We start from the raw sequence: 24365 nt of genomic DNA on the forward strand, positions 1-24365 counted from the left end.
ATTTCTCGGAGTTAAACGCTTCTGTCCCGACCTCTTTTTATTCCTCATAGTCGCCTTCTTCAGCAAATTGACTATTGTATAGTTTTTCATAGAAGCCACCTTGTTCCAGCAACTCATGATGCGTACCTTTTTCAATGATTTCTCCTTGTTTCATAACAAGAATTAAATCAGCTTCACGAATAGTTGATAGGCGGTGGGCAATAACGAAACTCGTTCGTCCTTCCATAACACGATCCATTGCTTTTTGAATTAAGGCTTCCAAGCGTGTATCGACTGAACTAGTCGCCTCATCTAAAATCAAAATTTTCGGATCAGAAATTACCGCTCGGGCAATGGTCAACAATTGTTTTTGACCAAGGGAAACGTTATCTCCCTCAGAATTGATTTCCATTTCATACCCATCTGGCATTGTCCGAATGAAGTGATCCACATTGGCCGTTTTCGCTGCATCCACAACTTCATAATCCGTGGCATCCAACTTCCCAAAACGAATGTTATCTGCAATGGTACCTTTATACAACCAAGCATCTTGCAATACCATTCCAAATACAGATCGGACATCACTACGGTTCATTTTTTTCGTGTCAATGCCATCAATTTTAATGGCGCCTTCTGTTACATCATAAAAACGCATCAGTAAGTTGATTAAGGTTGTTTTCCCAGCGCCAGTTGGTCCCACAATCGCAACCATTTGGCCCGCATCAACTTTAAAGTTCAAATTACGAATTAACGGTTTTTCTGGGTCATAACTAAAGCTGACATTTTCAAATTCAACAGAACCTAAAATAGGTTCTGGCAAAGGAACATCTTGTTCGTTAAGTTCTTCTTCTGGCTCATCTAGGATTTCAAAAATCCGCATGGTCGAAGCTGAAGCGCTTTGTAAAGCTGCAGACAACTGCGTAATATTCCCCATTGGTTGGCTAATTTGCCAAATATATTGAATAAACGCTTGTAATTGCCCCACTACGATCACACCAGCAACCACATAGTAACTACCAAGGACAGCTACCCCGATATAGGTCCCATAAGCGGTCATTTGAACCAATGGCAACATTAATCCTGAGATAAAGGATGCTTTGAAGCCAAAACCATTTAAACGATGATTGACTTGTTTAAAGCCTTCAAGGGTTTCTTTTTCCCGACCATATAGTTTTAAAACACTGAACCCAGTCATATTTTCTTGGACATAACCATTTAAGTCTCCTAAAGAATTTTGCATTCCTTGGAAATATTTCTGGGAGATTTTAACAATTGTTCTGGAAATAATCAGAGACAACGGAATCATAATCACTGAAAAAATCGCCATCAGCGGATTGATCAAGAACATCATCACTACCGCCATCACAATCCCTAAGACTGCTGAAACAATATTAATAAAACTTTGTTGCATCGCATTGCTGACAGCATCCACATCGTTCGTCACCCGTGACAAAATATTTCCTTGTTGGTTCTTATCAAAATAAGAAACTGGCAAACGATTGATTTTTTCTTCAATATCGCGACGTAAATCGCGCATGGATTGTTGAACGACATTCGTCATTAAAAAGCCTGACAAAAATTGTGCCACACAATAACCTGTTCCCACAACTAAAATCCAAATTAAACATTGGATTACATAATCAAAATTAATGGATTCGCCAGCTGCAATATTACGGCTAATTTCTGTCGTTGGTAATCCAGTCAAATAAGGCAACGCTGCATTAAAGGCAACGGTTAATATTGTAAATAAAATAACTAAATAAAACGTCACTCGGTACGGTTTAATATAGCGACCGATTCGTTTCATAGAAGAAAAGGCGTGTTTCATGCTAATTCCTCCTCTGACAATTGAGAAGCCGCAATATCATAGTAAATTGGACAAGTCTCAAGTAATTCACGATGTGTGCCAATTCCGACCACGTCGCCTTCGTTTAAAACAACAATGCGGTCCGCATGCATAATTGTTCCAACACGTTGTGCCACAATTAAAACAGTAGATTCTGTTGTTTCTTTTTTCAGACGCGCTCGTAAATTTGCATCTGTTTGATAATCTAACGCAGAAAAACTATCATCAAATATATAAATTTCCGGATTGCGAATAATCGCCCGTGCGATAGCTAAACGTTGTTTTTGACCACCAGAAAAGTTCGTGCCACCTTCTGAAAGAGGTTCATCATAGCCTTGCGGTTTTTGTGAAACAAATTCTGTAGCTTGAGCAATGTCAATTGCTCGTTCCATTTCTTCTAACGTCGCATCTTCCTTACCGTAGCGAAGGTTATCAGCAATTGTACCAGTAAAAAGTAACGCTTTTTGTGGAATATAGCCGATCTTATTGCGTAATGCACTAAGTTTGTACTCTTTTACGTTCACTCCATCGATTAAAATTTCACCTTCTGATACATCATAAAACCGTGGAATCAATTGAATTAATGTTGATTTTCCACTACCTGTGCTCCCAATAAAGGCCACTGTTTCACCAGGTGATGCCTTAAAACTTACATTGCGGATAACTGGGCTTTCCGCATGTCCAGGATAGGCAAAGGTTACATTTTTAAACTCTAGATAGCCTTTAGTAGCTGTTTCTGTTACGCCTTCTTCTTCACGAATAGCTGGTTCCATGTCTAAGGCTTCTTGAATCCGTGAAGCCGAAACCGCAGCCCGTGGATACATCATAAAGACACTGGCAAATAACATAAACGAGAACAGCGCATGAAAAATATATTCAATAAAAGCAATTAAATTCCCAACTTCTAAATCCCCATGGCTGATTTGAACAGTTCCGCTCCAAATGATTAAGACCATTACAATATTAAATAAGAAAAAGAACCCTGGTTGGGCTGCTGCCATTAAACGAAACAGACTTTTTGAACTTTTAGTGTAAGTTTCATTAACTTTATTAAAACGAGATTCTTCAAATTTTTCATTAACAAATGCGCGTATTACCCGCAATCCAGAAAGATTTTCTCTTAAAATCCCATTGATTCCATCTAAGTTCTTTTGTTGCTTTTTAGATAACGGTTCTGACAAACGAGCAATTCCGACAACGGCTAGCAGTAGAAAAGGCAAGGCACCTAAAACGTACATTCCTAACGACGGACTCGTTCGCATCACCATGTAAAGACTGGCAATAAACATCACTGGCGTCATAAAGCCAAGACGTAAAATATTTCCCATGAAGAGCATAATTTGGTATGCATCATTGGTAGTTCGCGTAATTAAGGAAGAAACCCCAATACTTTCATATTCACTATGTGAGAAAGTTTGAATCTTTTCAAATAAATCATCACGAATATCACGAACAATGTTTGTTGTAATTCTGGCACCAAAGTACCCTAGCAAAATATTCATTGCAACGCCAATAATCGTAATTACAACCATCCAAATCCCTTGCTGATAAATATAGTCCATATCTCTAGGAATAATTCCTTTGTCAATCATTCGTGCTAAAATGGTCGGCAAGCCTAATTCAATCAAAATAAAACCAAACACACAAATAAAATCAGCGAAAAGTAATTTCTTATAACGCATTGTGTAACGCCACATTAACTTCAATTAATCATCTCCTTCTTATCTTACTTTAAATTTTCTAGTACTCCCACTGTATCAAAAAGAAATCGGTAATACAAGCTGTCTGGCTAGAAAAAACAGCCTTTCTCTTTCTATCCTTTCTCTTTTAGATTTTCTAAAAAATAGATAATTTTAATGATTTACTTATACGATTAAAATTGCTACTTCCTTTTGATTGTGCCATAATTGGGAAAAACTGAAAGGACCCTTTGAATGAAAAAATTATTCTTCATTTTTCTCGGTTCCTGTACGTTTGCTTTAGGCACGTTAGGAATCTTTTTGCCGCTTTTACCCACCACTGGTTTTTATTTATTAACGGCCTTTTTTTGGATGCGTAGTTCAGATAAACTTTATAACAAATTTTTAGCTTCTTCTTATTATCAAAAATATATCCAAGAAGCCTTCTTTGAGAAAAAAATTACTCGTAAAGGTAAATGGAAACTATTTATTTCCATGTTTCTTTTATTTGCCATTCCGTGTTTAATTGTCCGAAATACGTTGATGACTACGACTTTAGCGATTGTTTATTTAGCCCACGTGATCGGCTTAAGTTGGTATTGGCGTCCTAAAAAAAAGGCACTCGAACTTGATCAAGAATAAGGTGAAACAAGAAGTTTGTTTTTTTTAAAAGTCCAGTGAGTGTTTCTATACTTCCTTATCATTCTATGATAAAATAAGCTTAATTGTTGTTATTCACAACACACGGGACGGTTGAAAAAAGAACACATAAAATCAAATACCCAGAATGAAGCAAAGTCGAGGCTTCATTTCATCATTAACAGATGTTTTTGATGAGCATTCTTTTTTAGGTGATCAGCACCTCGTTTTGTTGTGTTTAATTTTCTGTCTTAAAATGAAAAAAACTATAAATTGCTACTATTAGTAGCTGAAGGAGAAATGAATCGATGATTTACAAAGTATACTATCAAGAAACAAAAATCAGAAACCCAAAAAGAGAAGACACAAAATCTCTTTACATGGAAGCCGATAGCGATGTAATCGTGCGCCAATTAGTTGAAGAAAATACCCCATACAATATTGAATACGTTCAATTATTAGACGAAAAACATCTTGCTTACGAGCAAGAACATGCGGACTTCACTCTAACGGAGTTTTAACATGAAAGTAAACATAAAAAATAACGAAACTGGCGTTTTTGCAATCGGTGGTTTAGGCGAAATTGGAAAAAACACATATGGGGTACAATTCCAAGATGAAATTATCATTATTGATGCTGGGATCAAATTCCCAGAAGATGATTTACTTGGGATTGACTACGTGATTCCAGATTATAGCTACATCGTTCAAAATTTGCATAAAGTCAAAGCACTCGTTATTACCCACGGTCATGAAGACCATATTGGTGGCGTTCCTTATCTTTTACGTCAAGCGAATATCCCAATCTATGCGGGACCACTAGCCTTGGCTTTAATTACCAACAAACTAGATGAACATGGTTTATTGCGAGAAGCGGAATTACACGAAATTAATGAAGATACGGTGATTCGTTTTAGAAAAACAGCGATTAGCTTTTTCCGGACGACTCACAGTATTCCTGATGCCTTGGGCGTTGTGGTTAAAACGCCTTCTGGTAACATTGTCGCAACAGGTGACTTTAAGTTTGACTTTACACCCGTTGGTGAGCCAGCCAACTTACACAGAATGGCGAAATTAGGTGAAGAAGGCGTCCTTTGTCTTCTTTCAGACAGTACCAATGCTGAAATACCCACCTTTACAAAATCCGAAAAAACAATTGGGACCTCTATTTTAAAAATCTTTGAAAAAATTGATGGTCGGATTATCTTTGCCAGTTTTGCTTCAAACATTTTCCGTTTACAACAAGCTGCTGATGCAGCCGTGAAAACAGGTCGCAAAATTGCTGTTTTTGGTCGTAGCATGGAAAATGCCATTGTCAATGGCGAACGCTTAGGCTACATCAAAGTGCCAAAAGGAACGTTTGTCGATGCGGCGGAACTGAATCAATTGCCAGCAAATGAAACAATGATTTTATGTACTGGCTCTCAAGGAGAACCTATGGCCGCGCTTAGTCGGATTGCTAACGGTACACATCGCCAAATTAGTATTCAACCAGGCGATACGGTTGTTTTCTCAAGTTCACCAATTCCTGGGAATACGACAAGCGTTAACCGTTTAATCAACTTATTATCTGAAGCCGGTGCAGAAGTTATCCACGGAAAAATCAATAATATCCATACTTCTGGTCACGGTGGACAAGAAGAGCAAAAATTAATGCTTCGTTTGATGAATCCTAAATATTTCATGCCTGTTCATGGTGAATTTAGAATGTTAAAAATCCATGCTTCGCTCGCTCAAGATACAGGGGTTCCTGAAGAAAATTGCTTTATCATGGGCAACGGCGATGTCTTAGCTTTAACGGCTGATAGCGCACGTCCTGCTGGTCACTTCAACGCTAACGACGTGTACGTTGATGGAAATGGTGTCGGTGATATCGGGAATGTTGTTTTACGGGATCGTCGTATCTTATCTGAAGAAGGTTTAGTTTTAGCGGTAGCAACGGTTGATATTAAAAATAAAGAAATTATGGCTGGTCCAGACATTCTTTCCCGTGGTTTTGTCTACATGCGTGAGTCTGGTGATATGATTCATGAAGGCCAACGTCTTTTATTCAATGCTCTACGTGAAGCAATGAAAGATAAAAACTGTACCGAAGCAAAATTAGGCGAAGCCATGACGACCGCTTTACAGCCTTTCTTGTTTGAACAAACAGAACGTCATCCAATGATTCTGCCAATGATTATGACTGCCACAGTTAGTGATCAATAAAGCTCTCATTTAATAGAGAAGAAAAATGTTTGTCCATTTTTCTTCTCTATTTTTGCTAACAAAAAAACACCTAACATGCGTTAGGTGTTTTTGGATTATTTTTTATTAGTTTTTTTCTACGTTAACTGCTTGAGGGCCACGGTCTGAATCTTCAACATCAAAAGTCACTGCTTGACCTTCTTCTAAAGTTTTGAAACCATCACCTTGGATAGCTGAGAAGTGTACGAATACGTCGCTTCCGTCTTCGCGTGAGATAAACCCAAAACCTTTTTCTGCGTTAAACCATTTTACTGTTCCTTGTTCCATTCTTTTGTTCCTCCTCGTGCATTTGCACATAAATAGTCGTAACTTTGCTCGCTTCCAATAGAATATTTAAAAAAATTTAAAAAGTCTACATAATTCCAAACAAGATTACCCTTTCATTTTACACGTGATAAAATATTTTTGCAAGAATTGTCCTCATTCTGAAGCAAAAAAATTCTCTTCTCTCAAACTAATGTATCCGCTATCACCAACAATAATATGATCCAACAATTGAATCCCCATCATTTCGCCACATTCTTCCATTCGTTTGGTAAATTGAATATCTTGTGGAGACGGTGTCGGATTGCCAGATGGATGATTATGAGCTAATAGTATGCGAGCAGAAGAATATTTAACCGCTTCCCGAAAAATTTCGCGTGGATGAGCAATACTTTGATTCAGTGATCCTTTGAAAATCGTTTTCTGTTGGATAATGTCATTCTTGGTATTCAAGTAAATACAAATTAAATGTTCTTGTTGCAGCCCCTTCATCTCTTGGAGTAATCGTTGGGCGACTTGTTGACTGGACGTAACTTTGCCAAATTTGATTTGACTACTTTGATAAATTCGACACCCCAATTCAATAGCCGCACGTAATTCAATGGCTTTCACTTGGCCAATGCCTTTAATAGCCATTAACTCGTTCAACGTGGCTTGCTGCAAATAAGAAAGCTGCTTAAACTGTTTTAACAGCGTTGCGGCAACAGTCATCACGTCTGCTTCTTTTGAGCCAGTGCGTAACAGAATCGCCAACAACTCTTGATTCGATAATGCTTTTTCTCCTATCGCCAAGAGCCGTTCTCGTGGTAAACAATCACTCGGCATCTCACGAATAAACAGATCCGATACTTGCATAAAAAAACCTCCTTTGCTAGTCATTAATAAACTACGCAAAGGAGTGTTGTTTTTATTATTTTAAATAATGTGGCGCTTGATGTAAACTCTCCAAGACATGTAATGTTTTCTCTTGGATAACTTCAGTTGGTTGCAATAAATCAGGTACCATGATCACTGGAATGCCCGCACTATGAGCCGCACTTACCCCATGAAATGAGTCTTCGAAAATCAAGGTTTTCGGGGCTTCTGTTCCTAAAAGTTGACGAGCTTTTTGAAAAATTTCTGGGTCCGGTTTTGCTCGTTTAACGTCCTCTGCTGAAACAATTCCTACAAAACGATCCTGAATCCCAGCATGGCTTAATAACATTTCAATTGCTGGACGGACGTTACTTGAAGCAACCAATCGAGGAATTTTTTGATCATCTAAAAAGTCGAGAAATTCCACCACCCCTGGTTTTAAAGGGACGTTACCAGATCGAAACTCTTGCAAGGTATCATCATAAGAACGGCGGATAAATTCTTCCACTGTGTCGTGACCATAAGATGCATAAATACGTCGGTAATTCTCTTGTACTTCTTCATCGGAAATCCCAACATAGTCTAAATAGACTTCTTTACTATATGGTAACCCCATTGCATCTGCTACTTTTTGAGTAGATGTATAGTAAATCAACTCCGTATCAAAAAGCAACCCATCCATATCAAAAATTACGCCATCAAATTTCTTCATCATTTCCTCCTATAGTTAAAAGTAATTCTCTTACTTGAGAAACAAAATATAATGAACCTGTTACTAATAATAAATCATCTGTCGACATTTTTTCTAAAATTTCGCCTAAGCCAAATTGCCATAAAGACACAATTTCTGTTAAATCGTCTTCATATTTTTCCATTTCTGTAAGTGCAATAGCTTTAGGATAATCGAAGCTAGTTAAGTAAAGATGCGCATTCGGTACTTGCTTTAAGTCCTGAATCATCTCATCCACATCTTTAGTTGCTAAAGCTGAAAATAAAATATGAATCGTGTGTTGTGGAAACTCTTTGCGCAAGTTTTCAACTAAGCGTTTTACTGCATGATCATTGTGGGCACCATCTAAAACAATCAACGGTTCATCACTAAGACGTTCCATTCGAGCTGGCCATTGCGCTTTAGCCAACCCTTGAGTAATGTCTCGTTCTTTAAATGGCAAATGTTGTAGTTGGCAATACTTGTCAAATAATTGAATAGCTACCGCCGCATTTTCTACTTGGTGACGCCCCAACAAGGGAACTTTAATTTTTGTCAGTTTGCCCATTTCTCCATAGAAATTAAATACTTCCCCCCATTGTGTATCAGGATGTAGATATTCCACTTGATACTCTTTGCCAAAACGAAAAATTGGACTCTGTTTTTCTTGTGCGACTTTTTCAATGACTGCTAGCGCATCAGCACAAATGTTGCCTGTTACTACTGGGACTTTTTCTTTAATAATACCCGCTTTTTGATAGGCAATTTCAGCAATTGTTTCACCTAAAATTTCTGTGTGATCCTTCCCAATTGTCGTAATTCCCGTCAATAATGGCTTCACGACATTGGTGCTATCAAGTAATCCACCTAAGCCAACTTCAACAACGGCGATATCCACTTGTTCATTCACGAAATAGTCCAAGGCCATTCCTGTCAATGTTTCGAATTCTGTAATTCCAGCCACTTCAGTGATCTGGTCTAATTCTTTAATGATTGGTTGATACTTTTCCACATAGGTAATCAATTGTTCGTCTGAAATTGGTTGACCATTTATCGCAATTCTTTCATTAAATGATTCAATATAAGGAGAGGTAAAGGTTCCGACTTTCAAGCCCATTTCTTCTAATAGACAGCGTAAATATGTCACGGTTGAGCCTTTACCATTGGTTCCTGCGATATGAATCGTTGGCACTTTGTTTTCTGGATGATCAATTTTTTCTAATAACGCATTGATCCGATCCAAACCAGGTCTTGAACCAAAGGGTAACCGGCTATGAATCCATTCAATGGCTTCTTCTATTGTTAATTGCATCTTGTCCAACTCCTTGTCTTCTTCTACATTATAACTAAGTTAGGTGACTTTTTCACTAATAACCAATTGAAACTTTTTCTTGAAAACTTTTTGCATTTTTCATAATTTTGCGTTATTAGCGGATACATTAATGAACTTATGGTAAACTAACATTCTGGATGGTTCGTTCCAGCCAGCCAATTAAAAACTATTTTTAAAGCGTTCAACACGCTTATTCATGATTTTTTTATAAAGGTGGACTTATTTTGATGAAAAACAAATCGAAGCTTTTATGGTTAGGAAGTTTTTTCTTGCCGTTTTTACTTCTGTTGCTTGTATGGATGACATTACAACTTGCGCCTTTTGGTGACAACAACTTATTAGTTAGTGATTTAGGCACACAATACATGCCTTTCTTGAGTTTTTTAAAACGCTCTTTTCACGAGGGAATAACTACATTCTACTCTTTTTCCAATGAGATTGGTGAGTCGATTGTTCCTTTGGCAGCCTATTACTTACTGAGCCCTTTTAATGTGTTGGCTTTCTTTTTTCCTTATGAACAATTACCTATAGCAATTTTATGGATTATTACCTTAAAACTTGCCTTGATGGGCACGACGATGTTTAGCTATTTAAAATACACCTATCAAAAAGTTGATGGCACCACGTTACTTTTTTCAACGTCCTATAGTTTCTGTGGCTTTGTCACCGTCTATAGCCAAAACTTTATGTGGTTGGATGCACTGATTCTATTCCCGCTTATCTTATTGGGACTCCAACGTTTATGGGATCAACGCAAATGGGGCTTATACAGTATAACCCTGTTTTTAGCGATTGTGACGAATTACTACATGGGTTATATGATTTGTCTCTTTGCTGTTTTTTACAGTATCTATTGGTTCTTTAAAAAGAATACCCAAGCCCATGCTATTCGGCAATTTTTTAAACAAAGTCCGTTATTCATCCTCGTTTCTTTTTTAACAGGAACTGCAACTAGCTTTTTATTATTACCTGCAGCAGAAGGGATGCTCTATACAAAAAAAGCAGATTTTGATGTCTCGACGTTCTTTTTAACGCCTAAGTTCAACACTTCGTTCTTCTCGCAATTAGGCTTAGGTTCTATTAATTATGAGTTGCGTTTAGACCATTTACCAACCGTTTTTGCTGGATTATTTGTGACACTCCTCTGTGTTGCCTATTTTCAAACGAAACAAATTGCGTTAAAAGAAAGAATAGCTTCAGCAATTCTTTTATTCATTCTCTTTTTAAGCTTTTGGTTAGAAGCCTTTAACACTGTGTGGCACATGTTTCAAAGCCCAGCTGGGTTCCCTTACCGAAATGTCTTTATCTTTAGCTTTTTATTGATTGTCTTTGCCTATGAAGTTTGGCTTAAAAAAGTGACCATTCCTTGGACCGCACCTATTATTTTTAGTCTGCTGTTAGTCATTGGCTACGGATCTTTGTATTATGGTCCACAAAAGAATCTCTTAATTTCGATCAATTATTTATGGCTAAGTTTACTTTTTATTTGGTTGATTTTCTTTTGCTTGCGTTTAGCACACAAAAAGGCCTTAAGAAACTATGTAGTCGTTGCTTTATTCTTACTGGTCAGCACAGAATTAACAACGAATTTCTGGATTTCTTTTAAACACATGCCCTTTGGTAGCCAAGCAACATTTGCCCAAGATTACCGAAAACACAGCCAATTAATCGATGAAAAAATGGCCTCAGCACCAGAACTTTATCGCATGAAACAAGTCATTCCTTCCAAAGAAACAGGATTCCGTGAAATCAATAACGGCTACAATAATCCTTTACTTTATGGCTATGCTGGCGTTTCTAGCTATACTTCGACTTTAACTGCCACTACCCAAGACACATTAAGTGCGCTAGGTTTATATCGAAAAAATGATCGCCGGATTGCCTATGTGGATAATTCACAATTAACCAATTTACTTTTAAATGTGAAATATGACTTTTTACCAATTGAAAAACCTACGAGTGAAAAATTGCTAAAAACAGTTGGTTCCACGAAAATCATGGAAAATGATGAAGCGATCGGTATGGGCTTTTTGGCGCCAACCGCATTAACCAAGTTAAAATTAGCAAAAAATAATCCTTTAGATGCCCAAGAAGAACTCCTGCAAACGCTCGTGCCGACGGATAAACCTTACTTTAAAACAGCTTCGTTGATAAATGAACCTCATCATACCAACGAAACAATTGAAGCAACCTTTAAAGTGAATAGCACTGGTGACTTGCATCTTTATATTCCGAATTTAAAATGGAAAAAGGTTACACAATTGAAGGTAAACCAACAAGTTATCTCGACGCCGATTTATATTGCAACCAATCAACTGTTCAATTTAGGGCATTTTGAAAAAGGAACTACCGTGACCCTGTCACTAACTGCTGAACAAGTGGTTGATTTAACCAATTGGCAACTTCAAACTTTAGACCAAACAGCCTTTAATCGTGCGGTTGACAAATTACGCCAACAAGCTCTTCACGTGAATGCAACTAAAAAAGGCCATTTAAATGGCGCACTGAATGTACCTGGAAATGACACTCAGTTACTGTATACGTCCATTCCTTATGACCAAGATTGGCAAGTCAAATCGTCGCTACAAAAAGAACCCTTAAAAACACAACGCATTCTAGGTGGCTTTTTAGCTGTTGAAGTCCCAGCTGGCAAACAGCAGTTAACCTTTGCCTATCATCCAAGAATGATTTATCTCGGTACTGCCGTCAGCGGAACGGTTTTACTGGGAACGGCTGGTTATCTTGGCTTTAAAAAATACCGTCGAAAACGTCAGGAGGCCACTCATGACTAATCAGAAAAAATTTTTAAATGGACTCATTCGGTGGTTACCCCTAGTTGGACTGGTGCTTTTCTTCGGCTTAATTTTATGGGGATATTCCAGAGGAATTTTTCATTCTGTTGCTTCCTTGCAAGCTTTTATTAAACAGTTTGGTAACTATGCGGTTCTGTGTTTCATTCTTTTACAAATCGTCCAAGTGATTATCCCTATTCTACCTGGAGGAATCTCTTCTGTTGCAGGAATGTTGATGTTTGGCAATTTGCAAGGACTTTTGTATAGCTATCTTGGATTGATTATTGGTGAGTTTATTGGCTTTTTACTGGTTCGTTACTATGGACGTAGCTTTGTAAAAATAATCCTTTCACCCAATAAATACAAAAAATTTGAAGAGATTTTAGACAAAAATGAACACAATGTCAAAAAGCTCTTAATCTTTACTATGTTAGTCCCCTTCGCTCCAGATGATATTGTTTGTTTAGTGGCGGGAATTACAGATATTTCTTTAAAAGAATTCATGAAAATTGTTCTTTTATTGAAATTCTGGTCTGTGGCTACTTACAGCTACTTAATGTTGTATTTGTTTCAATTATTTGGCAAATTATAACAAAAAGACAACAAAACCAACGTTTGGTTTTGTTGTCTTTTCTTTTTTAGATTGAACGTAATTGGGCAATCCGTTCTTTGACAGCCTCTTGTTTTTCAAGGTAGTCTTTTTCTTTTGCACGTTCTGCTTCCACGACCTCATCTGGTGCATTTGACACAAAACGTTCATTTGAAAGTTTGCCTTGCACACGTTTGACTTCTTTTGTCCATTTGTCTAATTCTTTTTCTAAGCGAGCAATTTCTTCCTCGATATTAATCAACCCAGCTAATGGTAGGAATAGTTCTGCGCCTGTTAATACAGCGGACATGGCTAATTCTGGCGCTTCTATTTCACGACTGATGACTAATTCCTCTGGGTTACAGAAGCGTTCCAAGTAGCTAGTATTAGCTGTTAAAAATTCTTCTACTTCTGTATCGTTTGTTTTAATTAACAAAGTAATTGGTTTAGAAAGTGGTGTATTCACTTCTGCTCGAATATTCCGAACCGAACGAATAACTTCTTTCAGAACTTCCATTCCTCGAGCTGCTGCTTCATCGTTAAATTCTTCATGAACAACTGGGTACTCTGCCACAACCAATGACTCACCTTGATGCGGAATTTTTTCCCAAATTTCTTCTGTTACAAACGGCATAATTGGATGCAATAAGCGTAAGATTTGATCCAATGTGTACACCAAGATGCTCCGTGTTGTTTGTTTAGCTGCTTCATTGTCTCCGTAAAGAATTTCTTTACTCATTTCAATATACCAATCACAGAAATCATCCCAGATGAAGTTGTATAATTGGCGACCTGCTTCACCGAATTCAAAGCGATCAAATAATTCTGTCACACGGGCGACTGTTTCGTTTAAGCGCGTTAAAATCCAACGATCAGCGACAGTCTTTTCACCACTAAAGTCAATATCTGCAGCAGTCATACCTTCTACATTCATGATAACGAAGCGACTTGCATTCCAGATCTTATTGATAAAGTTCCAAGAAGCATCCATTTTTTCATAACTAAAACGAACATCTTGACCAGGTGCTGAACCATTTGATAAGAACCAACGTAACGCATCTGCGCCATATTTTTCGATGACATCCATTGGATCAATCCCATTCCCCAATGATTTACTCATTTTGCGTCCTTGCTCATCACGAATTAAGCCGTGAATTAAGACATTTTGGAAGGGACGTTCGCCTGTAAACTCTAAGCTTTGGAAAATCATACGACTTACCCAAAAGGCAATAATATCATAGCCAGTAACTAATGTGCTTGTTGGGAAGTAACGTTGATAATCTTCGCTTGCTTCATCTGGCCAACCCATCGTTGAAAATGGCCATAAAGCAGAACTAAACCATGTATCTAAGACGTCACTATCTTGAACCCAATTTTCACTGTCGGCTGGCGCTTCCATCCCAACATACATCTCGCCCGTTTCTTTGTGATACCAAGCAGGAATTTGGTGGCCCCACCATAATTGTCGCGAAATAACCCAGTCATGTACATTTTCCATCCAACGTAAAAATGTTTGATTGAAGCGTGGTGGATAAAATTCAACAGCGTCTTCTGTTTCTTGATTTTTCATTGCTTTTTCAGCTAATGGTCCCATTTTTACAAACCATTGGGTCGATAAACGTGGTTCCACGACAACGCCTGTTCGTTCTGAATGGCCCACGCTGTGATTCATTGTTTCGATCTTAATTAAGCGACCTAATTCTTTCAAGTCAGAGACAATCGCTTTACGTGCAGCAAAACGATCCATTCCTTCGTATTTTCCAGCCAGTTCATTCATCGTGCCGTCTTCGTTCATAACATTTACTCGAGGTAAGTCATGACGATTACCGACTTCAAAGTCATTTGGATCATGGGCAGGTGTGATTTTTACAACCCCTGTTCCAAATTCCATATCTACATAGTCATCTGCAATAATTGGAATTTCTTTATCTACTAATGGCAAGACAACTGTCTTACCAATAAGTTCCTGATACCGTTCATCTTCTGGATGGACCGCAATCGCCGTATCTCCCAACATTGTTTCAGGACGCGTTGTCGCAATTTCAACAACGCCAGAACCATCTGATAATGGGTAGCTCATGTGGTAAAAAGCTCCTTCAATATCTTTATGGATTACTTCAATATCAGACAATGCTGTTTTCGCTTTTGGATCCCAGTTAATGATATATTCACCACGGTAAATCAAATCTTTCTCGTAAAGAGAGACAAACACTTTACGAACGGCCTCAGATAGCCCTTCATCTAAAGTAAAACGTTCACGGCTGTAATCTAAAGAAAGGCCCATTTTTGCCCACTGTTCACGAATGTGAGAAGCATATTCTTCTTTCCATTCCCACACTTGATCAACAAATTTTTCACGACCTAAGTCGTAACGTGAAATTCCTTGTTGTGCTAGTTTCTCTTCTACTTTTGCTTGCGTAGCAATTCCAGCATGGTCCATTCCTGGCAGCCATAACGTATCAAAGCCTTGCATTCTTTTTTGGCGGATAATCATATCTTGTAATGTTGTATCCCAAGCATGCCCTAAGTGTAGTTTCCCTGTTACATTGGGTGGTGGAATAACAATTGAATAGGGCTTCGCTTTTTTGTCGCCACTTGGTTTAAATAAATCTTGATCTAGCCATTTTTGATAACGGCCAGCTTCGATTTCTGTCGGTTGATATTTCGTTGGTAAGTTTTTTTCTTCTGACATTTTTTCCCCTTCTTTCTTAAAATACGCGATTTGGAGCGGTAATTATTTTACAAATGAGTTTTTTTGGCTAAACACTAAAATACGCCCTAAAATACTTTCGTATTTTAGGGCGTAGATTCATCTTATTTACGCGGTACCACCTAAATTGCATTTGAATTGAATTCATTCAAATGCCACTCATTCGTGAGATAACGTTCACGAAACGAATCGTTCTACTAACGTACTGTGTTCAAACCATTGACTCACAAGCTACCTTCTCACTGGTTGTGTAAAAGTCTTGCACCTGAACGACTTTTTCTCTAAAACGACGCCAATGATACTCCTCTTGTTCGCTGTCTTTGCTTCATTCTACAATGAAGCGCAAGCAAAGTCAATTTGTAATCTAGAGGGATTACACTTTTTTTGCAGCTTCTAACGCTTGTTGATAATCGGGTTCCGACGAAACTTCTGAGACGATTTCTTCATAAACTAACGTTCCTTCTGGGTCAATCACAAAAATAGCACGTGCTAAACGGCCCATTTCTGGAATATACAAACCATAAGCTGCACCAAATGAGTCTTCAGTATCATGAAGCATTTCCATTTCGACACCCTCAGCGGCACACCAATTTGCTTGTTCTTCAACTGTGTTATTGGAAACCGTGATAATCTGAACACCGTCTAATTTCGCCGCTTCTTGATTGAAACGTTTCGTTTGCAGTGAACAAACACGTGTGTCGATATCAGGAACCACACTAATTAAAACCGTTTTACCTTTATAATCTGCCAAGTTGATTTCTTGGTTGTTTAAATTTTTCAAAGAAAAGACGGGGGCTTTTGTGCCAACTTTAGGCTGTTCACCTGTCAATTCTAATACGTGCCCTTTTCTTGTAACATTCATTCTGAAATCCTCCTTTTCCACTTTCAATAATAAGTATAGTAGAGGATTTTTATGAAGACAATTTTATTGCTTTGGGCTATTTGCTAGTGAAAAAGTTTCATTAAAATAAATCAGTGTTTGCAGTTCCGTTGTTAAATCAATATACTGCACACTAACGTTGGCTGGCACACTGACACGGTCTGGCGCAAAATTTAAAATCGCAGTCACACCCGCTTGAACAATTTTGTCGATGGCTTTTTGGGCATGGTGACTTGGTACTGTAGAAATGGCTACCGTGACCCCTTCTTGTCGAACGAATGCTTCTAACTCAGACATATCATGAACTAATAATCCATTAATCGTGGTGCCGACTAAAGCCGAATCATTATCAAAAGCACAGACAATATTCAAATTCTCGTTGCGTCTAAAATTATTTTTTAATAATGCCTTGCCTAAATTGCCACAACCAATCAGAGCAATTCTTTTTTCTTCTTGCGTATTTAAAATATTACTAAATACCTCAATTAAATACGGCACATCGTAACCATAACCGCTTCGGCCCAGTTCACCAACGTGGGAAAAATCACGCCGAATCGTTGCAGAAGGAATCTGGATCATTTCACTAAACTCTCGTGATTTAATGCGTTTAACACCAGAATCCCCTAACATTTTTAAATAACGTAAATAAACCGGCAAACGTTTTGCCGTTGCTTTAGGCATTTTTTTCTCCATCCTCTGTCCTCCTTGTTACCTACTTCACATATTCAGTTTATCACGGTTCCCCTCTCCGAGCAACTTGTTTGTGAAATAAGTACAAAATAAATACAGTGACGTCTAAGCGACCGTCACTGTATTTATTTCTTATAGGAAATCTGCAAATTCGTCTTCTTGTTTATCTTTCGCTGTTTCTGCTGAAATCTCTGTAATTTTGAGTCCTTCTAAGGCCCGAGCCATTAAACCTTCTAAGTCTAAGCGCGCTTCATAATCTTGCGCTTTATCCAAGCGAGGTCGTGTTTTCGGTTGCGGTGGCGCAAAAATTGTACAACAATCTTCGAAGGGTTGGATGGCTAATTCAAACGTGTCAATTTTTTCGGCAATTTCGATAATTTCTGTCTTATCCATTGAAACAACGGGTCGAATTATCGGTGTTGAGGTAACCTCATTAATTGCTACCATACTTTGAAGTGTTTGCGAAGCCACTTGTCCTAACGATTCACCATTAATAATGACTAAACCTTTCCGCATTTCACGAATTGCATCTGTTAAGCGTAACATTAAACGTCGTGTAATGGTCATTAAGTAGCCTTGGGGAACAACTCGTTTTATTTCTTCTTGAATTTCTGTAAAGGGCACTTCAATAAATTGAATAGTTCCTACATAAGGGACTAATTTTCCAGCTAAATCTTTAGCCTTTTGTAACGCTTGTTCACTTGTATAAGGCGGACTAGCAAAATGGACAGCTTCTACTTCCACGCCACGTTTCATAGCTAAATAACCAGCAACTGGTGAATCAATGCCTCCTGACAACATCAACATGCCACGACCACTGGTGCCCACTGGCAATCCACCCGCACCGCGAATCGTTTCATAAGATAAATACGCCGCATCTTTACGAATTTCAATTCTTAAGTTGATATCAGGCTTTTTCATTTGTACTTGAATTTCCGGAATGGCTTCAATAACAGCCCCACCTAATTCTTGATTCAAGCCATTTGAATCAAGTTCAAATGAATGGTCCGAACGTTTAGCAGTAATTTTAAACGTCTTACCTGGCGTATAAACTTCCCGAACAACCTCTTGAACCATTGCACGAATCGCTGGCATTTCTTTTTCAATACGAATACTTGGCGAAAAATTTTGAATTCCAAACACTTTACTTAGTTTTGGAATCACTTCTTCACTATCTTCCCCATTTAATAAAATATGCATTCTGTCTCGATCTGCATGGATTTTCAATGCTGGAAAATCAGCTAACGCACGTTTCACATTTTGTGCTAACTGCATGATAAACGTTTTACGATTTTTTCCTTTAGTTGATAATTCGCCATAGCGAACCATAATTTCTGTATACTTCACTTTCTATTAATCCCTTTCTAAATCGCTTTAAAACAAAGCTTACAATTAGTTTTCATTATATTTGCTAACAATAAAGCTAACAATTACTATTCTAAATTTTTAAATCAGTTAATTTCTTAGAAACATCATTCATTCTTCCATTATAAAGGTGCCCATATTTTTCTAAAGTGGTTGTTATACGACTATGACCTAACCTTTCCTTAATAACCAGTGAATCTTCCTTAAGGGCAATTAACATAGAAGCATGAGAATGTCTTAAAGCGTGTATCTTAATCACTGGCACATCTGCTAAGTCACAAATTTTTTTAAGCCAGCCATGCGTTGTAGACTTAGCCAATGTTCCACCATCTATAGAAAATATAAGGTTTATTTTTAAAGGAGATTGCTGTTCTCTCCATATTTCAAAAAGCCGTAGCGTTTCATCGTCAAGAGATACCGTTCTAATACTACTTTTTGTTTTTGGCGTTGTAGTTCTAAACTCTCTTTTATTTTTAACAAGCATCGTCTTATTAATATAAACAACTTTACTGTCAAAATCAACATCTTCCCAATTCAAAGCTAAGGCTTCACCTAGCCGAAGACCTGTCATGAATAAAAATCTAAAAAACATTTTTTTAAAGAACAATAAACTATCGCTTTCATCACTAAGCAGCATTACTTTTTGCATATCATCTATAGTCCAAATGTTAACTTCTTTATCTTCAACTCGAACTCTACTTACTTTTTTTGATATATCTTCATCAATAAATCCAAAAATAAAAGCTCGCTCAAATACGGATTGAATATTACAAATGATTAAATTAATATACTCTGGAGATAAACTTTCACCTGTTTTAGTTTTATACTCACCAGATAAATAATTAATCAATTTTTGTAAATCAACTGTTTCAATAGCATTTATCTGTACCTCATTAAAGATAGATAAATGATTTTCAATTATACCTGTATTGGTCTTAAAAGTACCTTCCTTAACATGATTTTTGTACCAGCATTTATAATATTCTTCGTAAAAATTACCAAATGTAATCTTTTCACGTTTTTCTTGATAATCAATCATAAACTGATTATAAGCTTTTTTTGCCTCCTTTGCTGTCTTAAATCCACGCTTAAATTTTTGTATTCTTTTCCCTTTTAAATCAAAACCCAAACTTGCAACAAAATAATACTTACCTGTCTTTTTGTCTTTATAAACATTTGATGTCTTTGCCACCTTTATTAACCTCTATTCCTAAAATTTCTTCAACTACACTCACAGGAACACAAGAGATTTTCTTACCACTATAGAAGTGGCAACCTCTTTCTACTAGTAAAGCTTTGGCTTCACGAATAACACGTTGTGATTGGTATGGAGAAAATCCAAGGCTAATAATGTCTTTTTTTGTCACAGTACTTAACATTAATAATACCATCTCCTTCTATTTAATTACATAAAAAAAAGCAGTACTTAATTAGCACTACCCTATGTCAAATGTTCATTAAAATTGAATTTCTATTTAAATTTACCCGACTTGTAGATAACTTCATAGTTACCACTAGCTTTCATATCATCAAAAGTTGCTTTGCTTTTTGTACTATCTAACTGCTTATCTTCATCATAATAATAAAAATACTCCAATGCACTAGGCTCATCTTTAACAGGAACCCAAATATCAGCCAAATAACGATTAGTGTCTTTATCTTTATACATCAAAAAACTAAAACTATCTTCTGAATACTCATCACCATATGCAGAATCTTTAATTATAGAGTCTTTAAATTCTTCACCTGTTTTATCTAATTTAGAACCACAGGCAGATATCATAAAAATTGCAACAACCATCAACACAATTGAAGCTGCCTTTTTCATTTTATCATCTCCTAACTTATATAAACGTAATACTATTAAATAAAGCAAAAAATTGTATATCAAAATTAATACTCTTGTTTCACTGAGTTATAAGTAATTTCTGCTATCTTATTCCCTTTCACTTTTGCCAGTAAAAGTACCCTTGTTTTTGTTCCGTTTTGTTCACAATCAAGCAAGACTGCGTATTCCTTTTTATCATTTTGATATATTGAACTTACTTCACCTTTACTTTCCAATTTTGCACCAGTTTTCACATCAATACCATTTTTCGTTATACATTCAGCAGTCATTAATTTCTTCAATTTTTCGTTACGATCATTGATACTAGAAAAATTAGCATAAGCATTTCCAAAGTCCTCTACCAACTGGTAAGTGTTAGATACCTTTTCTTCCGTTGATTTATCCTTACTCTGTATAGACTTGGTACTACTTTTTTCAGTTACTTCACTTCTTTTCGTAGTATTTATATTATCAACTGGTTTCATAGTCACCAATTCAGTTGTTGACGAAGCCACCGTTTCATGACCTTTGGTATTTCCTCCACAAGCAGAAAATATTAATCCAACACCTAATACTAAAACTACTAAACTTAACTTTTTCATTTTCTACCTACTTTCTTTGAAATGCGTTGCACTTCTTTAATATACATAATCTTTGAAAAAATCCCCTCAGAAAATTTAACACGATACTCTTTATTATTCACAGCTAATAAAAAACTATCTTGGTACTTTTGAACTGCAAATTCATTTTTTCTACAGTTAAATTTCGAACAGATTTCTTTTATCTGACGATTAGTTAAACCACTTTTCTTACTCAAAGTCATTCATAATTCCTCCTATTTCCTTACTATGCTGGTCACATGTGGAAAATCTAATCCCCAAGTCCGAGAATACTTAGCAACAATTTGACCTTGTTCAGCGTTTTGCTCATAAGTAGTAAACTTGTTTTTACCTTCAACACTTGCCACTATACCAGTATGCCCATAAATACTAGTAGCCACACCCCCTTGACCAAAATTAATGACATCTCCTGCTTTAATATCTGAATAATTTGGATTCTTTATGACTGTCCAACCAATTGAACTCCAAGGATAATCATTACCAATTTCACTCGCAAACATATGCCCCGTACCCATCATTTGTAGACCTCCTTGTTTTTCAACAAAAAAAGCAGATAAGCCATAACATTGACCACCATTAATAGTTTGCCCCATCACTTTTTCCAAGGCATCAATTTTTCCTCCACCAACATTGGCTGAACCTCCGCCCATGGAACCTGTAGAAAGTCGTTTATACCAATTATTAGCACTAGCCTTTCTTTTTACTTGTTCTGCGGGATCATCTTTTGTTCCAGCTCGCTCCCACAGCTTCAAAATATCAACCGCAAGTGTATTTACATCTTTTGATTTAGACATTCTTTTAAGTAAATCACTATCAGAACCATCCTTATTCCACGCAAAATCCATTTGTAAAGCTACTGATTCCCATTCCTTTTTTTGACTTTTTGCAAAATTTAATAAATTAACTCTTCGTCCTGAATCCCATTGTCCTAATCCAATTCCATAACCGCCTAAACTAGCGTTATAAGCAATAGAAGGATTAAAAGCCAAATCACTTTGAATTCTAGCAGGATTTAATCCACTTTCATGTTCCATATTGCCAATCCAAGCGGAAGCAAACTGCAACGTTCCACCGTGTGACGTCACGTAGTTAGAAACTTCTAATGCTACTTTTTCCTGTGGTGTAGCAGGCTGAAACTGGGAAGAATCTCCGCTTTCACTAGAAGAAAATACACCTAAAAATAATAAAAAAGGAAGAATAAAAATAAAACAACTAACAATTAAAACCTTGCCTAATTTCTTCATGATCTCTCCTTTCAATAAAAAAGAAGACTGATAAACATTTCATCAGCCCTCTACAACCTCAACATTATATTCTTCCGTGTCCACACTTCCAAAAAATTGTTCCTCTGTTTGTTCTAAATTATTGAAGTTTTCTTCTGTTTGGTAAAATGAATAAACGTTATTTAATGAATCATTGTTGTTTGTGATAAATTCGCTATCCTCTCCACCATCAAAAAATGCACGTTCTTCACGAGCAAATGCCAGCTCATCGAAATTATCGACCCTAACATTCAAATTGTCTGCTATTTCTTGCTTATCAAGTTCTTGATTTAATACCTCTCTATCATTTTCACTTGATTCTACACTTGAATCTAAACTATCAAGTTCATTTTCAATAATTGGCTCTAACTCAATATTACTTTCATCAGCTAAAGAAGTATCAGAATCAGATACAGTTTCATCTAAGACTGGAACATCAATTTCTTCTAAAGAATTATCCGCTTCATCATCTGTTAAATCTTCAAAATTATCCACTTCATCAGTTAAAGCTCTATCTTCTATTTCTTCTAATTCCTCGTTATCAACATTAGTTGGCTCTTCTACTTCCACAATTTCTTTTTCGGTCAATAAATCATCTTTTAATGGTTGTTGTTCTTCTTGAGTAGAACGATTCAACAATGAATTCAATCCTGTTTTAACACCCGCAAATTGCCCATTATCGTCAATAAAATGGTCTTGAGCTAAGTTCAATGCCTTGTCATGCTTTGGCATTAAATGACTAGCACCATCAGCAGCCAACGCTAAATTTCCAGTGGAAGCACCTATTCCTGCTTTTACTGCTCCAACACCAATTTCACCTGTACGCTCAAACGTTTCTTTTGTTTTTTCACTCATTTTTGATTCAAAAGAAGGTTGTTGAACTTGACCATCAGAAAAGAATGATAATATTTTATATCTGCTTTTCCAAATTTTCCGATACAAAATAATTTTCACCAATGCAGTAACAATTAATGTTCCTAAAAGAAAAACACCACCAGACATCACCATTAATAAACTACTACTTACTTTATCCATCAATCCTAAAAACGCTTGGTCAATTAACTTATTAATCCAAAATAACACAGACAAAAAGATACCGAAAACTACAGGTAAAAATAAAATGCCAATTAATGATTTAAAAAATTTAAACATCATCATTTGACACCGAGGGAAGAAAGACACCAACGCAATAATCGGAAAAACAAGAATGAGTAAATCAACAATGATTTGAATTACATTTAGCATAATATTAATATACGTGACAGGCACTGCTAAGACTGCTAAATTGACTAAACCCACACCAACGCCAAAAGCTTTTTCCATTGTTTTTGCTCCGTCCTGTGAGAAGTATGGATTATCTTTCTCATTATTTTTTATATAGGTACTTCTTTCATCCTCAAACTTTGCTTTTTCTTTTTTAGACAATTTAGGCTTTTCTAGTAGTTTATCTTCATCTAATTTCTTACCATTCTCCATTTTTCCATCTAGCGAACCACTATTCACAAAATTAAATGTTTGTTTTACTGTGGCATCAAAAATTGGACTTTGATATACTTCTCCATCTTTAGATCCTTCTGTTCCTAAATTAGCACTTGAAGTAAATGTACTTTGTACTCCTTTAGCAATTGCGTTAGTTGATTGAATCAAGAACATTGAGCCACTTGTTGTGCCTGTTGACGTTGATACAGAGCCAAACCAAAAACCAAACAAAACAACAACTGCTAAATAATGAAGGAATACTTTTGAAAAGCTTCTACGACTGGAAAAGAAATGATAAAGCAGATAATATGCACTAATAAGAATCGCTAATGCTAGTAAAGAACCACCTCTAAATCCCTTGCCACCAATGCCACTTAGAACATTTTTTGACATATTCAATACTGTTTCTTGTTTTCCTTCAAAGAAACTAGATTGGTTTAAGACGTTCTCACAAAAAAGGAAAAAAGAAACAAACATTCGTAAGATAAAGAATGGTATATCTACAAAGAACCAATTCACTACTTGCCATCCTTTATCCAACAAACCACCATCAACCGTATACGCACTATAACTGTCAATTAGATACTGCATCTTCTCAC

Annotated in this window: 22 protein-coding genes and 1 other annotated feature; of the genes, 5 read left to right on the forward strand and 17 right to left on the reverse strand. The window is 36.7% G+C overall.

The window, feature by feature from the left end; translation table 11 throughout:
* Positions 1-37 precede the first annotated feature (37 nt).
* Positions 38-1807 carry a multidrug efflux ABC transporter subunit EfrB gene (gene efrB, locus IGK27_RS11155; protein WP_002365186.1) on the reverse strand — a complete coding sequence of 590 codons (1770 nt, stop codon included), beginning with the start codon at positions 1805-1807 and terminating at the stop codon, positions 38-40.
* Complete coding sequence (gene efrA, locus IGK27_RS11160) at positions 1804-3531, reverse strand: multidrug efflux ABC transporter subunit EfrA (RefSeq protein ID WP_002414139.1); 1728 nt, start codon at positions 3529-3531, stop codon at positions 1804-1806. Before efrA ends, efrB begins: the two co-directional genes overlap by 4 nt.
* Before the next feature lie 228 nt (positions 3532-3759).
* Between efrA and IGK27_RS11165 the strand changes: the two genes are divergently transcribed.
* The 3 genes from IGK27_RS11165 (at position 3760) to rnjA (ending at position 6351) form a co-directional block, all read left to right on the forward strand.
* A complete protein-coding gene (locus IGK27_RS11165) occupies positions 3760-4146 on the forward strand; it encodes a YbaN family protein (RefSeq protein ID WP_002355126.1) in 387 nt (128 codons plus the stop codon).
* Between the two features lie 305 nt (positions 4147-4451).
* On the forward strand, positions 4452-4664 hold the full coding sequence (locus tag IGK27_RS11170; RefSeq protein WP_002355123.1) for a DNA-directed RNA polymerase subunit epsilon: 213 nt from the start codon (positions 4452-4454) through the stop codon (positions 4662-4664).
* 1 nt (position 4665) lies between these two features.
* Positions 4666-6351 carry a ribonuclease J1 gene (gene rnjA / locus IGK27_RS11175; protein ID WP_010830661.1) on the forward strand — a complete coding sequence of 562 codons (1686 nt, stop codon included), beginning with the start codon at positions 4666-4668 and terminating at the stop codon, positions 6349-6351.
* Positions 6352-6456: 105 nt separating this feature from the next.
* On the opposite strand, the gene IGK27_RS11180 is transcribed toward rnjA, so the two are convergent.
* The 4 genes from IGK27_RS11180 to IGK27_RS11195 form a co-directional block, all read right to left on the reverse strand.
* Positions 6457-6657, reverse strand: a complete 201-nt coding sequence (locus IGK27_RS11180) for a cold-shock protein (RefSeq protein ID WP_002355121.1) — start codon at positions 6655-6657, stop codon at positions 6457-6459.
* 153 nt (positions 6658-6810) lie between these two features.
* Positions 6811-7509: a RadC family protein gene (gene radC / locus IGK27_RS11185; protein ID WP_002365188.1), complete on the reverse strand. Its 699-nt coding sequence runs from the start codon at positions 7507-7509 to the stop codon at positions 6811-6813.
* Positions 7510-7564: 55 nt separating this feature from the next.
* On the reverse strand, positions 7565-8224 hold the full coding sequence (locus IGK27_RS11190) for an HAD family hydrolase (protein ID WP_002385286.1): 660 nt from the start codon (positions 8222-8224) through the stop codon (positions 7565-7567).
* The gene (locus tag IGK27_RS11195; RefSeq protein WP_002355117.1) at positions 8208-9530 is read right to left on the reverse strand and encodes a bifunctional folylpolyglutamate synthase/dihydrofolate synthase; all 1323 of its coding nucleotides are present in this window, start codon (positions 9528-9530) and stop codon (positions 8208-8210) included. Before IGK27_RS11195 ends, IGK27_RS11190 begins: the two co-directional genes overlap by 17 nt.
* 248 nt (positions 9531-9778) lie before the next feature.
* Here IGK27_RS11195 and IGK27_RS11200 point away from each other — a divergent pair, with 248 nt between their 5' ends.
* Positions 9779-12343 (forward strand): YfhO family protein, encoded by a 2565-nt coding sequence (locus tag IGK27_RS11200; protein ID WP_002401334.1) that lies wholly within the window; start codon positions 9779-9781, stop codon positions 12341-12343.
* The gene (locus IGK27_RS11205; protein WP_002355114.1) at positions 12336-12935 is read left to right on the forward strand and encodes a TVP38/TMEM64 family protein; all 600 of its coding nucleotides are present in this window, start codon (positions 12336-12338) and stop codon (positions 12933-12935) included. The genes IGK27_RS11200 and IGK27_RS11205 overlap by 8 nt, the downstream gene beginning before the upstream one ends.
* A 46-nt stretch (positions 12936-12981) precedes the next feature.
* On the opposite strand, the gene IGK27_RS11210 is transcribed toward IGK27_RS11205, so the two are convergent.
* The 11 genes from IGK27_RS11210 to IGK27_RS11260 form a co-directional block, all read right to left on the reverse strand.
* Positions 12982-15624, reverse strand: a complete 2643-nt coding sequence (locus tag IGK27_RS11210) for a valine--tRNA ligase (RefSeq protein ID WP_002378747.1) — start codon at positions 15622-15624, stop codon at positions 12982-12984.
* A 102-nt stretch (positions 15625-15726) separates the two neighbouring features.
* Positions 15727-15966 (reverse strand) — a binding site (T-box leader).
* 49 nt (positions 15967-16015) lie between these two features.
* Positions 16016-16504 (reverse strand): thiol peroxidase, encoded by a 489-nt coding sequence (gene tpx, locus IGK27_RS11215; RefSeq protein WP_002361107.1) that lies wholly within the window; start codon positions 16502-16504, stop codon positions 16016-16018.
* A 63-nt stretch (positions 16505-16567) separates the two neighbouring features.
* Positions 16568-17215, reverse strand: a complete 648-nt coding sequence (locus IGK27_RS11220) for a redox-sensing transcriptional repressor Rex (protein WP_002365189.1) — start codon at positions 17213-17215, stop codon at positions 16568-16570.
* A gap of 129 nt (positions 17216-17344) precedes the next feature.
* Positions 17345-18559: a tRNA uracil 4-sulfurtransferase ThiI gene (gene thiI, locus IGK27_RS11225; RefSeq protein ID WP_002371401.1), complete on the reverse strand. Its 1215-nt coding sequence runs from the start codon at positions 18557-18559 to the stop codon at positions 17345-17347.
* A gap of 91 nt (positions 18560-18650) precedes the next feature.
* A complete protein-coding gene (locus IGK27_RS11230; RefSeq protein WP_002402334.1) occupies positions 18651-19769 on the reverse strand; it encodes a site-specific integrase in 1119 nt (372 codons plus the stop codon).
* Positions 19744-19956, reverse strand: coding sequence for a DUF3173 domain-containing protein (locus IGK27_RS11235; RefSeq protein WP_002399131.1), 213 nt, complete (start codon positions 19954-19956; stop codon positions 19744-19746). The genes IGK27_RS11230 and IGK27_RS11235 overlap by 26 nt, the downstream gene beginning before the upstream one ends.
* Before the next feature lie 92 nt (positions 19957-20048).
* A complete protein-coding gene (locus IGK27_RS11240) occupies positions 20049-20405 on the reverse strand; it encodes an LptM family lipoprotein (RefSeq protein WP_002399130.1) in 357 nt (118 codons plus the stop codon).
* Positions 20406-20470: 65 nt separating this feature from the next.
* The gene (locus IGK27_RS11245) at positions 20471-21007 is read right to left on the reverse strand and encodes an EF0163 family protein (protein WP_002402333.1); all 537 of its coding nucleotides are present in this window, start codon (positions 21005-21007) and stop codon (positions 20471-20473) included.
* Positions 21004-21228, reverse strand: coding sequence for a hypothetical protein (locus IGK27_RS11250; protein WP_002365195.1), 225 nt, complete (start codon positions 21226-21228; stop codon positions 21004-21006). The genes IGK27_RS11245 and IGK27_RS11250 overlap by 4 nt, the downstream gene beginning before the upstream one ends.
* 12 nt (positions 21229-21240) lie before the next feature.
* Positions 21241-22269, reverse strand: a complete 1029-nt coding sequence (locus IGK27_RS11255) for a phage tail tip lysozyme (protein WP_002402332.1) — start codon at positions 22267-22269, stop codon at positions 21241-21243.
* Positions 22270-22311: 42 nt separating this feature from the next.
* Positions 22312-24357, reverse strand: a complete 2046-nt coding sequence (locus IGK27_RS11260) for an ATP synthase F0, A subunit (protein ID WP_002402331.1) — start codon at positions 24355-24357, stop codon at positions 22312-22314.
* Positions 24358-24365: the final 8 nt, after the last annotated feature.

This window comes from Enterococcus sp. DIV0236, assembly GCF_050558525.1.
Taxonomy (GTDB): domain Bacteria; phylum Bacillota; class Bacilli; order Lactobacillales; family Enterococcaceae; genus Enterococcus; species Enterococcus faecalis.

What these genes read in the sequence shown, in the direction of transcription:
- IGK27_RS11170 (WP_002355123.1), top strand. Translation starts at nt 4,452, where the DNA reads ATGATTTACAAAGTATACTATCAAGAAACAAAAATCAGAAACCCAAAA.
- radC (WP_002365188.1), bottom strand. Translation starts at nt 7,509, where the DNA reads ATGCAAGTATCGGATCTGTTTATTCGTGAGATGCCGAGTGATTGTTTA.
- IGK27_RS11260 (WP_002402331.1), bottom strand. Translation starts at nt 24,357, where the DNA reads ATGCAGTATCTAATTGACAGTTATAGTGCGTATACGGTTGATGGTGGT.
- IGK27_RS11250 (WP_002365195.1), bottom strand. Translation starts at nt 21,228, where the DNA reads ATGACTTTGAGTAAGAAAAGTGGTTTAACTAATCGTCAGATAAAAGAA.
- efrB (WP_002365186.1), bottom strand. Translation starts at nt 1,807, where the DNA reads ATGAAACACGCCTTTTCTTCTATGAAACGAATCGGTCGCTATATTAAA.
- IGK27_RS11240 (WP_002399130.1), bottom strand. Translation starts at nt 20,405, where the DNA reads ATGAAAAAGGCAGCTTCAATTGTGTTGATGGTTGTTGCAATTTTTATG.
- IGK27_RS11190 (WP_002385286.1), bottom strand. Translation starts at nt 8,224, where the DNA reads ATGATGAAGAAATTTGATGGCGTAATTTTTGATATGGATGGGTTGCTT.
- IGK27_RS11255 (WP_002402332.1), bottom strand. Translation starts at nt 22,269, where the DNA reads ATGAAGAAATTAGGCAAGGTTTTAATTGTTAGTTGTTTTATTTTTATT.
- IGK27_RS11195 (WP_002355117.1), bottom strand. Translation starts at nt 9,530, where the DNA reads ATGCAATTAACAATAGAAGAAGCCATTGAATGGATTCATAGCCGGTTA.
- IGK27_RS11210 (WP_002378747.1), bottom strand. Translation starts at nt 15,624, where the DNA reads ATGTCAGAAGAAAAAAACTTACCAACGAAATATCAACCGACAGAAATC.
- IGK27_RS11165 (WP_002355126.1), top strand. Translation starts at nt 3,760, where the DNA reads ATGAAAAAATTATTCTTCATTTTTCTCGGTTCCTGTACGTTTGCTTTA.
- tpx (WP_002361107.1), bottom strand. Translation starts at nt 16,504, where the DNA reads ATGAATGTTACAAGAAAAGGGCACGTATTAGAATTGACAGGTGAACAG.
- IGK27_RS11205 (WP_002355114.1), top strand. Translation starts at nt 12,336, where the DNA reads ATGACTAATCAGAAAAAATTTTTAAATGGACTCATTCGGTGGTTACCC.
- IGK27_RS11245 (WP_002402333.1), bottom strand. Translation starts at nt 21,007, where the DNA reads ATGAAAAAGTTAAGTTTAGTAGTTTTAGTATTAGGTGTTGGATTAATA.
- IGK27_RS11180 (WP_002355121.1), bottom strand. Translation starts at nt 6,657, where the DNA reads ATGGAACAAGGAACAGTAAAATGGTTTAACGCAGAAAAAGGTTTTGGG.
- IGK27_RS11200 (WP_002401334.1), top strand. Translation starts at nt 9,779, where the DNA reads ATGAAAAACAAATCGAAGCTTTTATGGTTAGGAAGTTTTTTCTTGCCG.
- rnjA (WP_010830661.1), top strand. Translation starts at nt 4,666, where the DNA reads ATGAAAGTAAACATAAAAAATAACGAAACTGGCGTTTTTGCAATCGGT.
- IGK27_RS11235 (WP_002399131.1), bottom strand. Translation starts at nt 19,956, where the DNA reads ATGTTAAGTACTGTGACAAAAAAAGACATTATTAGCCTTGGATTTTCT.
- IGK27_RS11220 (WP_002365189.1), bottom strand. Translation starts at nt 17,215, where the DNA reads ATGGAGAAAAAAATGCCTAAAGCAACGGCAAAACGTTTGCCGGTTTAT.